Here is a 13,721-nt window from a genome sequence, read left to right as displayed (position 1 = left end):
TCATAACCCCAAAAAAAGGAGATTGCAAATTATTTCTAGCAGAATTTTGTGGTTTGATAAAAAAAAGTGTGCTATTATAGTAAAAGCCTCTTCGGACGGCTTTTTTATGCTAAAAAAAATCGGATTTTTGGTCTCTTCTTATTTTGTCTCTCTGCCTTATCTTTTGGGATACATCGGAAAGGTCTTTGTTGGTACGACCGGATTTTTAAAGAGAGAAAAGGCTGCTCGAAAAGTTCTTGTCATGCAGCTTTTGTTCACTTTTATTGAAGCCCTTCCCATTGTCGTAGTCCTTTCGGCAGCCTTTGGTTCTGCCATGTTCATTATCGGTTATTCTTTCTTGCAGTCAATTGGTCAGGAATCTTTGATTTATGGGCTTTTATCCCTTTTGATTATGCGGGAGCTTGGACCTGTCCTGGTTGCCTTTGTAGTCATCGCCCGTTCGGCAACTGCTATAGCCACCGAACTTGGAGGAATGGTCACTTCGCATCAAATCGAAAGCTATGTCGCCTGCGGAATTGACCCTATAGATTACCTTGTCGCTCCGCGTTTTTTAGGAGTGACACTTTCTATGTTTTTTTTGAATCTTTATTTTTCTCTCTGCGGACTCCTTGGCCCGGCTCTTATCTCACAATTTATTAGTCCCCTTGGTTCGGCCGGCTATGTAACGAACCTGTTGAAAACGGTCTCTGCCTTTACGATTATCACTTCAATGCTGAAAAGTTTTATTTTTGGCATGATTGTCTCAATTATTGCGACCTACTATGGTTTTAATGTCGAGCGCGCCTCTACCGAAATTCCTGTCGCTGGAATTCAGGCTGTTTCAAAGTCTTTTGTCGGAATTATTCTGGCTGATGTCGTTATCATTGTTCTTTCTTCAATGTGAGGCTAAAATGGCTCTTTTTACTCTGGAAAACCTTTACTTCAAGTCTCGTAACCAGGAAATTATCAGGGGCGTCAATCTTGAAATCGAAAAAGGCTCAGTCGTTGGATTGACGGGAAAGTCTGGTGGCGGAAAGTCAACCTTGCTAAAACTTATCGCCGGAATCCTCGTTCCTTCTTCTGGTAAGGTCTTGTATGAAGGCGTTGACATTCAGTCGATGAATAATATAAAAAACAAAGAGTTCCGGCGGAAATGCGCCTTCGTTTTTCAGGATTCTGCCTTGTGGGCGAATCAGGATATTCAGCAGAACCTGAATCTTCCTCTTCAAACCCACAATCCGGATATGACTTATTCCCAGCGTCTCGAAAGAATCCATGAGATTTGTTCGATTGTAAAGTATGACCGGTCCCTTCAGCTCAGACCCGCAGATTTGTCTATGGGAGAGCAAAAAAGAATTGCATTTGCAAGAGCACTTATAAACAATCCTGAAGTGCTTTTCCTGGATGAGTGTACCGAGTCACTTGACCGAAAAGGAGTTGAGGTTATTATGTCCCTGCTTAATTCTTTTGTGAACGAGGGAAAAACCGTGATTTATGTAAGCCATAGCTCTGTATTCATTACTTCTCTGGCTGGCAAGGTTCTTGTTATTGAAGAAGGTCAATTAAGTGAGTAAAATAAAGGCAAAAGTATGAAATTTAAAATTCGTTATGCTGATCAGATTGTCGGATTATTCTCATTGATTGGACTTGTCGCGCTTGTTCTTTTTATTTTTTTAATCGGTGCCAAGCAGAGTTGGTTTGCCAAAAAAAACAATTATTATACTTATTTTACATCAGGCTCCGGCTTTTCGACTGGTATGGATGTCACTTACAAGGGCTTCTCAATCGGTAAAATCAAAAAGGTTGAGCTTGACGGCTATGATGTTCGCGTTGATTACTACATTCTTGGAGAATATGCTGATTATGTAAAAGAAAATTCTCTCGTAGAATTAATAACGAGCCCGATTGGTCTTGGCGCTTCCTTTATTTTCCATCCTGGAAAGGGACCTGACTTACTTCCTTCTGAATCAGAGATTTATCGCATTGATTCTATCGCTGCCCGTGAGATTATCGCTGCTAAAAAAATTCGTCTGGATAGTCAAGAAGATTCTATCGGCGTACTTATGAAAAAAGTCTCCACGGTTCTTGATAATGTCAATATGCTCCTCTTTACGGTGAATGGAGCGCTTGATGGAAGGGGGAACTCAACCCTCAAGGATCTTGTCTCAAATGTCAACGATATTACGAAAAATTTAGCTTTCCTTACTGACAGCCTTAATGATGAGCAGGGGGCAGTTCCTTCTTTGCTGGGACCAGAGCTTTCCAATAATTTGAATCATGCTCTTTCAAATGTTGCGGTTATTACCGAGGAGCTTGCTTCTATTTCAGAAACCGCAGATATCCTTATAAACAATGCATCTCCTGAAGTTAATTCGATTCTTGTCCAACTTAATGCGACTCTTCTCGATGTTCAGGATGTTCTGGACGGCGTGAAAAATAATCCTCTCATAAGGGGTGGTGTTCCTGACCGAACGAAGGGAAAATCTTCGACAACTCAACTGAGAAGCGAGGACTTCTAAAAATGAAAAAAGCATTTTTCTATTTAATTCTTTCCTGCCTTTTCTTTTTATCTTGCTCTTCTGCGCCAAAACGGGCGATGCTTGTGACGGACAATTCTCAGGTTGCCTATTCTCAACTTGAGGATGCGAATAACAGCATTGTTTCCGGGAAATATTCCCGCGCTTACAATTTGCTTGCATCGGCATACTCCCTGGCTCTTTCCGTTGATAACACGGATTTGCTGTGTAAGGTTACTCTTTCCGGAATAGTCTTTAAGATTCTGTGTCCTGATATTTCGGAGATAATCCCGGCTGCTGAACGGCAAACTTCGGTAAATGAAGATGTTTTTCTCCTGAAATCCAAGGACGAAATCCTTGCGGAGTCAAAAAAACTCGCCAACCGTTCTTCAAATCCTGCCTTTTTCTCGAAACTTTGTTCCATATATGAAACACGAATTTTTCTTGAAAATGAACTTGCTGCTTCTGATACAAATTCAATTTCTTCAGACTCCTGTCGCTCCTATCTTTCAGTTCTTGAATCTGTCCGGCCTTTGCTTAAGAAAGAGCCTTATTATCACGCTTATCTGTATCGTACTGAAGGGGATGTTTGCATGGCAGCCGGCATGTATGATGCTGCTCAGAAAAACTTTGCAGAGGCGGCTAGAATCCACACGAATGACCGCTATCTTGTTGAAATTGGTTTAGACTGGTATTGTCTTGCCCGCGCTTATTCTCTTGGTGGTAAAAAAAGTGATGCGATTTCCGCGATTCAGAGTGCTCTCAAATACGATAAAGATGCCGAAAATACAAGCGGAATTGCCTCTGACTATATAGCTTATTCAAAAATTCTTTTAAAAGATAATCCTACTGACGAAGAAAAAAAATTATCTGAGGAACTTGCCTTGTGGGGTGAGAAGATTCTTAATGCAAGGAATTAGTTTAGTTGCATGAAAGCGATTTTGCTATTACAATAAAGCAAGTGAATTCTGAATATACGATTGTGCTTGCCGACAGTGATTTGCTTTCCAGAGTGTGCGGCACAAATGACAGCAATTTAAAACTCATAGAAGAACACATCGGGGTGCCTGTTTTTACAAGGGGTAATGAGATTTCTATTTCCGAAGACAATCCCCGTGTGCAGCAGGAATTCAAATTCATCATAGACCGAATCGTTGACGAAATTTCAGATTCCGGGGATTCTTCTTCCGACTTAATCCATTCTATTTTAAATACGGGTTTCGTTCACGGTGTCGCTGACACAGACTTTAATGCCGCCCGCTATGCGATTTCAATTCCGGGGGCAGTGCGAAAAATCTATCCCAAAACGCGCAATCAGGCCGAGCTTGTAAAGGCATTCCGCAAGCAAGATTTGGTTTTCGCTGAGGGACCTGCTGGAAGCGGCAAAACTTTCCTTGCCATCGCAGAGGCTCTTTCCCTTGTCCTTTCAAAAAAAGTGAATTCCATCGTGCTTACCAGGCCAATTGTTGAGGCGGGGGAGAGCCTGGGATTTTTACCCGGTGACCTTGAAGATAAAATAAATCCTTATCTCAGGCCTCTTTATGACTCAATGAATGCCTGCCTGCCTCGTGAAATAGTGCATAAGCTTACCGAAAATGGTATTATTGAAGTGGCTCCCCTTGCCTATATGCGGGGAAGAACCTTAAATAACTGTGCTGTCATTCTTGATGAGGCGCAAAACACAACGACAGAACAGATGAAGATGTTCCTCACCCGTATGGGCGAGAACGCAAAAGTCTTCATCACCGGAGATATAACACAAATTGACCTTCCCAAGCGCTTTACATCTGGTTTGGTTCATGCCTTGCGGATTCTTGACGGAATCCCGGAAATCGGCATGGTTCGCCTTACTGGAAGCGATGTAGTCCGCTCTGAGCTGGTCAGAAAAATCGTACAGGCGTACGAAAATGAGGTAAAAAATGAGTAAAGAAAAAAACGAAGAAAAGGGAATTTCGGTTTTCTTCTCTTCGATTGGGCATTTTATCACAAAAAACTGGCGTTTTATCCTTGCCTTCTTCCTTACTTTTGTGGTCGCTACTGCAATCGTCTGGTATGACGCTAATACCACCGAAACTCTAGCTTCTTTTGCAATCGAAGAATATGAAGTTGGACAGGTAGCTGATAAAACAATTTATGCCACAAAATCCTTGCCTGAAGATATGCAGTATCCTGTTGCCATCGAAAAAGGCGAGAAGGTAATCAGAAAAGGCTTCCCTATTACCGAAGAAGAATATTTTAAGTTACAGAAAATGGCAGATTCTCCGCTTTATGTGGATTACCGTGCTTTCTGTGATAAAGTCCTCTATTTAATTCTCGTTGCAGTCTTGTGGATTGTGCTTTTTAATCCAGTTTTGCTCAGGCGGAAAGTCGAGGTAAAAGAGGTTATTTTGGAGTGCGTACTTTTCGTGCTTGTATTCTTTGCAACTTCATTCGGCATGAAAAACGCGATTTTCCAGAATCCTTTTACTCTTCCGATTATGATTCCGTCTGTTTTCTCCGCCTTCCTTGTCGCGATTCTTTTTGGACAGACCTCGGCACTTTTCTTCTCCTTCTTGCTTTCCCTTGGAGTTTTGGGCGCCTCTTCTTTCCAAATTGTGCCAGCCTTGTACACTCTTGCCCTTTGCGTGTCAGCGGCGCGAATCGTTATGAAAATCGAAAGACGAATCGACATGGTTTTTGCCTCAATTATGCAGGCTGTTTTGAGCATCGTTTTTATAATTTTCTTTAAAGTTATGTTCAACTCGGATTTTAACGATGCTGTTTTTGTTTTCCCGGCACTTGCCTTTAATTCATTCCTTTCTGGAATTCTGGTTCTCGGCTTCCTTACGCCTCTTGAGTCAATCATGAACACGGCTTCTGTTTTCCGTCTCATGGATTTGAGTGACCAGAACGCGCCTGTTTTGCGAAAACTTCTCCTTACCGCCAGCGGAACTCACCAGCACTGTATGATGGTGGCTCAACTGGCCGAAAATGCCTGTAAGGAAATCGGGGCAAACGCTCTTTTGGCACGAGTTGGCGCATATTATCACGATATCGGTAAAATGGAACATCCGGAATATTTCACCGAAAACAATATCGATACGGCCAACAAGCACACTGACTTGAATCCTTCGCTTTCAGTTTCGGTCATTAAAAGTCATATCAAACTTGGCGTGGAAAAGGCTCACCAGCTCCGCCTTCCCCAGCAGATTATCGACATTATCGCAGAGCATCACGGAAATTCTGTCATCTCTTACTTCTACATGAAGGCAAAAGAAAAAGACGAGAATGTCAGCCCGGAAGATTACTCATATCCCGGTAACCCGCCGGCTTCAAAAGAGAGTGCCGTGGTCATGCTGGCAGATGTCTGTGAGGCGGCTTGTAAGTCTCTGGAAAAGCCCACTGCCCAGCGTCTTGAGAAATTCATTCAGGAACTCATAAACGCCAAAATCGAGAGCGGCCAGTTGGACAATTCAGCCCTTACTTTCGGCGAACTCACCAAAATCCGCGATACATTTGTGCGTATCCTTGCCGCCTATTATCATGGCCGAATCAAATATCAGAATCAGCGGGATCCGGACGCGACTGGCGATACTGAAAACGGCGACAAATCTTTCACCAGCGAAAAAGACAAGTCACTTTCAAGCGAAGTAAGGGGTAAATAATGGCAAACAGAGTTCTTATTTCTGTTCAGGGGGGAATCACGATTCCCACATGGCTGGATGATAATAAAATAGGAAAATTCGTTATCGAAGTCCTGAAAAAACTTTCTTATGATAAAGAAGAAATCTCAATTTTATTTTGCAATGATTCTGCCATTCAACAACTTAACCGGGATTACCGCAACATTGACTCGCCTACGGATATTCTCTCATTTGAGAACGGTACGAAGTATACCGATGAGGAAGGAGAGTGGCTTTCTGCCGGGGATATAGCCATTTCCCTTGATACGCTCCCCAAAAATGCCGATTATTTTAAGGTGAGCCAAAACGAGGAGCTTAAGCGGCTTTTAATTCACGGAGTCCTGCACTTGAACGGCTACGACCACGGCGAAGAGCACATAGAGCCTGGTGTCGCTCCAACGGACGAAATGCTTGTCCTGCAGGAGAAAATTTTGTCAGAGTTTAAAGAAATAAATTTAATATAAAGGAAACAGTATGGGATTATTTAAATTCGGTAAAAAGAAAGACGAGGACTATCACTCCAGTAACGCCGCCAAGTCGGAAAAATCTTCTGATTTGGATCGGGCACAAGAAGAAATTCTCATTGAAGAAAAAAAGGACATGATTAAGGGAATCGAGGATTTGTCTGAGACCACGGTCAAGGAAGTCATGATTCCTCGGATTGATGTTGATTTTATTTCAATCGACACTCCGGAAGACGAGCTTCTGGAAAAAATCGCCGCCAGCGGTCATTCCCGCTTCCCAGTTTACAGCGAGTCAATCGACAATGTTACGGGAATCCTCTATGTAAAGGATATTCTCAAAGCCTTCTCTAAAAAAGAAAAGGTTGACTTGCAGAAAATCACCAAAAAAGCATATTTTATCCCTGAGTCAAAGAAAATCGACGGGCTTTTGCGTGAATTCAAACGCCGCCACCAGCACATTGCCATCGCAATCGATGAGTACGGCGGAATTTCCGGCATCGTCTGTATGGAAGACATCATCGAGGAAATCGTAGGTGACATTCAGGACGAATTCGACAACGAAAAAGAGGACATCGTTTCTCTGGGCGAGAATGTCTGGCTCTGTGATGCCCGTGTTGACCTGGACGACCTTAACGAGACTTTGGAATCCAACTTTCCCACTGAGGATTTTGACACTCTGGGCGGCTTCGTCCTTGATATGTTCGGCCGCATTCCTGTCAAATACGAAAAGATTGAGTACGAGAATTTTGACTTCATCGTTCAGGACATGGAAGGCCACCGGGTCAATCTCATAAAAGTGATTAAAAAGCCGGTGGAAAATTCCGATAACTAATATTGTATGAAGTCGATTTCAAAATTTTTTCTTGTTATTGCGATTTTTTCTCTTTCACTTTCTGCTTTTTCTCAGAATCTTGGCGCTCTCCGCCTTTTCGATCGGGGCGTGGCAAAACAGAATAGCGAAGATTATTACGGGGCCAGTGAGGATTTCCAGCAGGCTCTTCAGGCAAATCCTTCTTACGGGGAGGCTTGGTTTCACCTTTCTCAGGTGACTTACTCGCTGGGAGATTATTCCCTTGCCCTCACTTACCTTGATGAAGCCGACAAATATGCAAAAAATCGCACCGACATTCAGAATCTCAAAGGCTTGATTCTTATCGCACTGGGACGACTTGATGAGGCAAGGACTGTTTTCAGTGACGTTCTTAAAAAATATCCCAATGATATTGATTCCCGCTTCGGTTTGGCAGAACTTGACCTTTTTACGGGAAGCTTTATAGGGGCAAAAAATCAGTATGAGGACGCTCTAAAAAGACAGGGAAACAACCGCAAGGCTCTCCTTTCTCTCGCTCTTATCAGTGAGGAAATGGGAAACCACGATACGGCGCGAAAATATATCGAGCAGGCTTTGCGCTATCACTCAGGTGAGGCAGAGGTTCACTATCTGGCGGGCTATCTTGACGCAAAGCAGGGAAAATTCGCTGAAGCAGAAAAGCGTGCCCGTGCCGCCGTGCAAATTAACCCTGACTACACGAAGGCCTATGTGCTTCTTTCTTCTATTCTTTATGCCCAGAAAAAATACAGCAATGTTATCGATTTGTGTGATTATTTAATTGAGAAAAATCGAAACACTAGCGAGGCCTGGTATTTAAAAGGCCTTTCTCAAAACCGACGGGGAGATTGGAAGAGCGCAATCTCAACATGGTCAACGGCTCTTACAATCAATCCCCATGACGAAGTGATGCGTAGCGGTCTTGAATTGCTGATTATGAAGAATCTTCCTGTGGAGGATGCGAGCCGCGCCGAATATGCCTCATTTCATGCCCAAAAGGGCCGTGAATTTGCAAAATCTTATTTTGGAGAAGAAGCTCGCTACGAGTACCAGCGAGCCTTAAAAATCAATCCCTATGATGACACGGCCCGCGCTGAATTCGCGGCATTGCTCGGAAACACAGGCTTAAATGAAAATTACCTCAATCAGTTGAAATTTATAAAGCAGAATCAGGAGCGCGCCGAAGCCGAAAAATCTGAGTCTGAAAAGGCAAGTACAAAACTCACACCTGAGCAGAAAAAGGTCAACGATACTATCGAGGCCTATGAATCTCTGATGAAGTATTCTCTTGCTGCAAAATGGAATGTAGATCCTTTCTATCTTGATAAGACACGCTGGCATGTGGGCTTATATTACACGAAGTCTCCTGTTCAGCTTTTGCACTGCGATGCCGAAGAAATTGCCGCAGGCATGTGCGCGGATATATTTTCTGGAATTGCATCAACATCAGTCGCTGTGCAGAATCAGCCTGTTTCTGGATACGGCGAAGCTTATCGCTTGGCTCGAAACAGTCACATGGATTATTTTGTCTTGCTTGCCATTGATGAGAGTGAGCGTGAAATCACTTTGAGTGCAGTCGTATATTCGGCTCGAACTGGAACGGAAACAGCGAAATTCTCTTCATTCCGAACTGGAAACGATAAATTTTCTGCCGTTTTGCGCGCCTTCCGCCGTGACTTACTGGATATTCTTCCTGTTCGTGGAAAAATCTTGCAGAGAAGCGTGAATGAAATTCTTGTTGATTTGGGAAGCGTTGAAGGAATGAAGGCTGATGTCGTGCTTGATGTCATTAAGGCTGGAAAAATCGTCACTAATGATAAAGGGCTTGGTGTCACTTTTGAAGAAAAAAATCTTTTGGGAACGATAAAAATAAACCGTGCTGGCGAGGAAATCTCACAGGGAACCCTCTCGCAGACGGGATTTTATGATCGTGTGAATGTGGGTGATGAGGTTCTCGTTAAATTCCGCCCGGATGAAAAATCTGCGGAGGATGCACAAATTTCTGAAAATGCGCCTGCCGCTGGTGAAAACGGCTCTCGAATCTTGCCGGAAGATGAAAACGCCGAAAAACAGAAGAAGCTTGATGCCCGTGAGATGGGCTTGATAAAAACTCCTGCAATTATTCAGCTTATTCGTGGGCTTAAAAACTAAAGACTTTCTTTGGGAATCTGATAAAAATCTAGCGTAGAGTCAATCCACTTTTTTGAAAGCTCTGGATATTCATCTTCGACAAAAAGGAAGAGCTCCAGGGCTTTTCTGTAATCTTTGCAATAATAATGGGATTCAGCAAGGTAGAAAATAGCTCGAATCATGACAGCCGGGTCTCTCGTGAGACTCAAAAATTCGCGTAAGTCTTTGACAGAGCCTTTGTAGTCTTTTTTTATGAAATAAGTTTTTAGTGACTCAAAAAGAAAAAAATCATCTCCTTCTGGGGAAAGCACCATATCTTCTTCGAAAATATATGGACTGAGTAATTTTGTTTTTTTAACGGCGTATTTTCCTGCGAGAATTTTGCCCTCGTTTTTTGCCTTTGCTCCCATTTTTGTTGGGGGGATGTTTAAGTCTGAAATTAAATCCAGGTAGGGAAGTGGAAGCTCTCTCAAAAATCCTGGAATATATTGGTCTTCAGGGGTAGATGCAATCTCAATGTAATCATCTGGAGGAATAAGAGAAACTGCTTTAACCGTTGCGTTAACTGTGGGAAGAAGCATGTTGAAAAGGTCGCCGTTTTTGTCGCGGGCAATGAGGGCATAGTAATAGTCGCCATAGTGAGTTAGAGTATCGGTGTAGCTTGTTGTTTGCGCTGGAACTTCGGCAACAGGTTTTTCTGCTGAAATGCTGGATTTTTGCTGGATTTGGCTGGTTGAGCGGAAAATTGCAATGCTTGCCGCATTGAAGTCCGAAGGAATGTTCCATTTTAGTTGGATTTTGTTTAGACCGATTTTTTGTGCGGAAATTGCTGTGCAAACAGGCCTTGCCATGACTTTTTGGGCGTATAAATTTACAGGGAAAGAGAGAAAAATGATTAGTGTTAGTAATGTGAAAAAAGCCCTGCGCAGAATCTGCATATCTTTATTTTGCAGCAAAAAGTGCGGTTTGACAAGATAAAATCTATGTTTTATTCTATATAAATGTTCGTATCCGTAGTTCTTGATCCGGGCGGAATTGACAGCGCAAAATCAATCGCCGAGATTCTTACCCGCTACTCTTTCAAAAAAATTCAAAAGGCTTGTTGGGAAAGTATGCAGATTAACGAGGCTCAGCTTACGGTTCTCAAACGAGAAATTGATTCCGTCACAGATTATTATGACACGCTTAGAATTTACCAGTTTCCGGTCAATTCAAATTTCGCTGTCACGGAATTGCGTCACAAGCAATGGAAGCGGAGTGTCTACGGAGCAAAACAAAATTAAAAATCCAGGAGAAAAAAATGTTAGAAGAACTTAAAGAACCGATTTCAACTCTCGAAGAAGATATTAAAAATGTCTGGGGGCGTCTTTGACGCGCCTGCCATCGATAAAAAAATAGCCGAAACCGAAAAACTCACCGCCGCAGAAGATTTCTGGAATGATGCCGAAAAAGCCCAGAAAGTCATGAACGACCTCAAATTGCTTAAAGGTCGGGTGGAGCCTTGGCGGGAGCTTTTGCAGCAGATTGACGACATTAAAACTCTTTACGAGCTGGGCGCCGAGGGCGGGGATGATTCCGTGGAAGAAGAGGTGAGGGCTGAACTCGCTGACTGCCAGAAAAAGTTTGAGGAGCAGAGCATATTAAATCTCCTTTCGGGCGAAGTTGATAAAAACGGCTGCTTCCTTACGATTCATGCCGGGGCTGGCGGAACCGAGGCCTGTGACTGGGCTTACATGCTTTCACGAATGTATATCCGCTGGGCAGAGCGGCACGGCTACAAGCTTGAGACAGTTGATCTTCAGGAAGACGAGGGCGGAATCAAATCCACCACGATTCAGATTACCGGCGATTATGTATACGGTCATTTAAAGGGCGAGGCCGGCGTTCACCGCCTGGTGCGAATCAGCCCCTTTGACGCCAACGCCCGAAGGCACACTTCATTCAGCTCGGTTTTCATTTTCCCAATTCTTGACGATACGATTAAAGTCGATATCAGGCCGGAGGATTTGCGGGTTGACACTTACCGTTCTGGCGGAAAAGGCGGCCAGCATGTAAACAAAACTGACTCGGCAGTCCGCTTCACCCATATTCCCACCGGCATCGTCGTTCAGTGTGACAGCGAGCGAAGCCAGATTATGAACCGGGCCACTTGTATGAACCTCTTGCGGGCAAAACTTTACGCCCATTACGAGGAGGAGCGGGCAAGGGAGACGGCAAAATTCGGTGCCGAAAAAAAGGACATTTCCTGGGGTAACCAAATCCGTTCCTATGTGTTCCAGCCATATACGATGGTAAAAGACCACCGCACAAAATTCTCTGTGGGTGACATTCAGGCCGTCATGGACGGAGACATCGACCAGTTCATCGACTCCTTCCTTCAGGCTCAGTGGAAAGGCCTGCCTGTTGGCGGCGACGATGACGAAGATGACTTGTAATGAAGAAATTTTTTTTCGTTCTTGTTTTTAGTTTTCTCGCTTTTTTTGCCTTTTCGGATAACTGGACTCTGGGCGTCATGGAGTTTTCTTTTAAGCAGACTCAGGCTAGGAGTGAAAGTGCTTCTAAGGCAGCCTCCGTGCTTCCCCAACTTATAATTGACCAATTTTCCAATGAAGAGCTACGCACGATTCCTGCCACCGAGATCCTTGACCGCAAGTTGAATGAACTTCAAACGGCGCGTCTGTCACTTTTTCTTCAGCTTTCAAAGGAATACAAAAGCCGGGATTCCCTTGTGCTTACGACGACAAAGCCAAAAACGCTTCAAAAATCAATAAAAGAGGAGATGGAAAAAATCCGAGACATCGAGATTAAAATCGATGAGAATCTTGCAGAAGTAAAAAAAGTCCGAGATGAAGCCGCTCCTAAGATAGAGCGTGAAAAAGCGATTTCGGAAGGAAGAAAGGTTGACGACAAAAAAGAAAATGACGGATTTTTCCCTTTTCAACTTCCATTTTCTTTTTTTCAAAAAGATGAAAACAACGAGATTGTCAGTGAAAAAATAAAACTATATAAAAGTGATTCGTCTTCACTTTTTACGGCAAGTGAAAAGGCTCTGGAATCGGGCTATTCTTCATGGGATTTTGAGTCTGAGGTTATTGCAGCGAAAATCAACGGTCTTATTACTGGCGAGATTACGGTTTACGGCGATTATTGTTCTGTTACGGCAAGTCTTCGTGTTTATCCTGGCTCGCAAGTCCTCGGATCTGTTACAGAAGTCGGGCTTTTGACTGATTTGATGCCGCTTGCCAATTCCATTGCGAGAAATCTTGATTCAAAAATTGCGAATGCCCTTCCTGTTCTGCTTGAATTTGAGATTGAGCCAAGGGAAATTGCCCGGAGTACGAAAATTACAATAGACGGGATTGTTTTTCCGCTTGAAAACAGCGATGGACGCTTTGAGAACAAAATCATTGATGAATCGGGAATTCATCATGTTGTAATCGAAGCACCTGGATATGAAGAATTGGCCTTTACTTATGCCTTTTCTGGCGATAATCATTTTTTTGTTCATGTCAACCTTGTTCCTGAAGTGCATGGGCTGGCAAATATAAGGCTGAAAAAATATCGTGACGGTGTTTTCCATACATACGGACTTTCACAGTCGTCTGTTACGGAGAAAAATCCTTGGGCAAGCGTTGAGGTGAATTCTAAATCTGTGCTTGGTGTATTCTCTGTTCCAAAAACAAATCCTGATGATTCAGCTTCAAGCAATATTGCCTTTTTTCAGATACCTTCTCAAAATGCTTTTGACGGCGCATATTTGTTCGTAAATGCAAAACCTTTTGACCGACAGGCGAACATCGACAAACGGCGCAGATGGATGTATACTGCCTACACTGCTCTTATTTGCTCGCTTCCATTTACTTTTTATAATCTCGGTGAATTTACTGCAGAAAATACGGCATATTCACAGGGGCGGGGGGATCTGGAACGGCTCAAGGATTTGCAGGGTAGGACAAATATTTGCCTTGGCGTTACTGCAGTCTGTGGTGTTTGGGTTGTCATTGAGTTGGTACGGTATTTGTGGTCTGCTGACCGCGTTCTTCCTGAAAAGGTCAAAATCGATAAAAAAGCGCTAAAAAATGCCCAGCTTTTTGAAGAGCCGATTGAGACTCAAGAGGAAATTGAAGTTCAATAAGGAGAA

General features: G+C 43.3%; 13 protein-coding genes. 12 read left to right on the top strand and 1 reads right to left on the bottom strand.

Features of this window, described 5'->3' with window-relative positions; translation table 11 throughout:
• The first annotated feature begins 106 nt into the window (after positions 1-106).
• The 9 genes from B2089_RS09935 to B2089_RS09895 are packed head-to-tail and all read left to right on the top strand — an operon-like array spanning position 107 to position 9,601.
• Entirely contained in the window at positions 107-883 is a 777-nt protein-coding gene (locus tag B2089_RS09935) for an ABC transporter permease (RefSeq protein WP_296323571.1), read from the top strand.
• A 7-nt stretch (positions 884-890) separates the two neighbouring features.
• Positions 891-1,553, top strand: a complete 663-nt coding sequence (locus tag B2089_RS09930) for an ATP-binding cassette domain-containing protein (protein WP_296323577.1) — start codon at positions 891-893, stop codon at positions 1,551-1,553.
• Positions 1,554-1,568: 15 nt separating this feature from the next.
• Positions 1,569-2,498, top strand: coding sequence for an MlaD family protein (locus B2089_RS09925; RefSeq protein ID WP_296323580.1), 930 nt, complete (start codon positions 1,569-1,571; stop codon positions 2,496-2,498).
• Positions 2,499-2,500: 2 nt separating this feature from the next.
• Positions 2,501-3,415: a tetratricopeptide repeat protein gene (locus tag B2089_RS09920; protein WP_296323583.1), complete on the top strand. Its 915-nt coding sequence runs from the start codon at positions 2,501-2,503 to the stop codon at positions 3,413-3,415.
• Positions 3,416-3,456: 41 nt separating this feature from the next.
• The gene (locus B2089_RS09915) at positions 3,457-4,422 is read left to right on the top strand and encodes a PhoH family protein (RefSeq protein WP_296323585.1); all 966 of its coding nucleotides are present in this window, start codon (positions 3,457-3,459) and stop codon (positions 4,420-4,422) included.
• Complete coding sequence (locus tag B2089_RS09910) at positions 4,415-6,139, top strand: HD family phosphohydrolase (RefSeq protein ID WP_296323589.1); 1,725 nt, start codon at positions 4,415-4,417, stop codon at positions 6,137-6,139. The genes B2089_RS09915 and B2089_RS09910 overlap by 8 nt, the downstream gene beginning before the upstream one ends.
• Positions 6,139-6,621 carry an rRNA maturation RNase YbeY gene (ybeY, locus tag B2089_RS09905; RefSeq protein ID WP_296323594.1) on the top strand — a complete coding sequence of 161 codons (483 nt, stop codon included), beginning with the start codon at positions 6,139-6,141 and terminating at the stop codon, positions 6,619-6,621. The genes B2089_RS09910 and ybeY overlap by 1 nt, the downstream gene beginning before the upstream one ends.
• A 10-nt stretch (positions 6,622-6,631) precedes the next feature.
• Positions 6,632-7,453 carry a hemolysin family protein gene (locus B2089_RS09900; protein WP_296323597.1) on the top strand — a complete coding sequence of 274 codons (822 nt, stop codon included), beginning with the start codon at positions 6,632-6,634 and terminating at the stop codon, positions 7,451-7,453.
• Positions 7,454-7,459: 6 nt separating this feature from the next.
• Positions 7,460-9,601 (top strand): tetratricopeptide repeat protein, encoded by a 2,142-nt coding sequence (locus B2089_RS09895; protein WP_296323600.1) that lies wholly within the window; start codon positions 7,460-7,462, stop codon positions 9,599-9,601.
• Here B2089_RS09895 and B2089_RS09890 read toward each other — a convergent pair.
• Complete coding sequence (locus B2089_RS09890; RefSeq protein ID WP_296323603.1) at positions 9,598-10,431, bottom strand: tetratricopeptide repeat protein; 834 nt, start codon at positions 10,429-10,431, stop codon at positions 9,598-9,600. The genes B2089_RS09895 and B2089_RS09890 overlap by 4 nt on opposite strands.
• A gap of 150 nt (positions 10,432-10,581) precedes the next feature.
• Here B2089_RS09890 and B2089_RS09885 point away from each other — a divergent pair, with 150 nt between their 5' ends.
• From B2089_RS09885 to B2089_RS09875, 3 genes are all read left to right on the top strand, one after another.
• Complete coding sequence (locus B2089_RS09885; RefSeq protein WP_296323605.1) at positions 10,582-10,863, top strand: CRISPR-associated protein Cas2; 282 nt, start codon at positions 10,582-10,584, stop codon at positions 10,861-10,863.
• A 17-nt stretch (positions 10,864-10,880) separates the two neighbouring features.
• Positions 10,881-12,015, top strand: a protein-coding gene (gene prfB, locus B2089_RS09880) for a peptide chain release factor 2 (RefSeq protein WP_296323609.1) whose coding sequence is annotated in 2 segments (ribosomal slippage) — positions 10,881-10,949 and positions 10,951-12,015 — 1,134 coding nt in all. Because the reading frame shifts where the segments join, the coding sequence is not laid out codon by codon here.
• Positions 12,015-13,715, top strand: a complete 1,701-nt coding sequence (locus tag B2089_RS09875; RefSeq protein ID WP_296323611.1) for a hypothetical protein — start codon at positions 12,015-12,017, stop codon at positions 13,713-13,715. The genes prfB and B2089_RS09875 overlap by 1 nt, the downstream gene beginning before the upstream one ends.
• The last annotated feature ends 6 nt before the right edge of the window (positions 13,716-13,721 follow it).

The organism is Treponema sp. UBA3813, from assembly GCA_002368605.1.
Classification (GTDB): Bacteria; Spirochaetota; Spirochaetia; order Treponematales; family Treponemataceae; genus Treponema_D.
The sequence above is the reverse complement of the archived record's forward strand: the minus strand, read 5'-3'. Positions and strand labels throughout refer to the sequence as shown.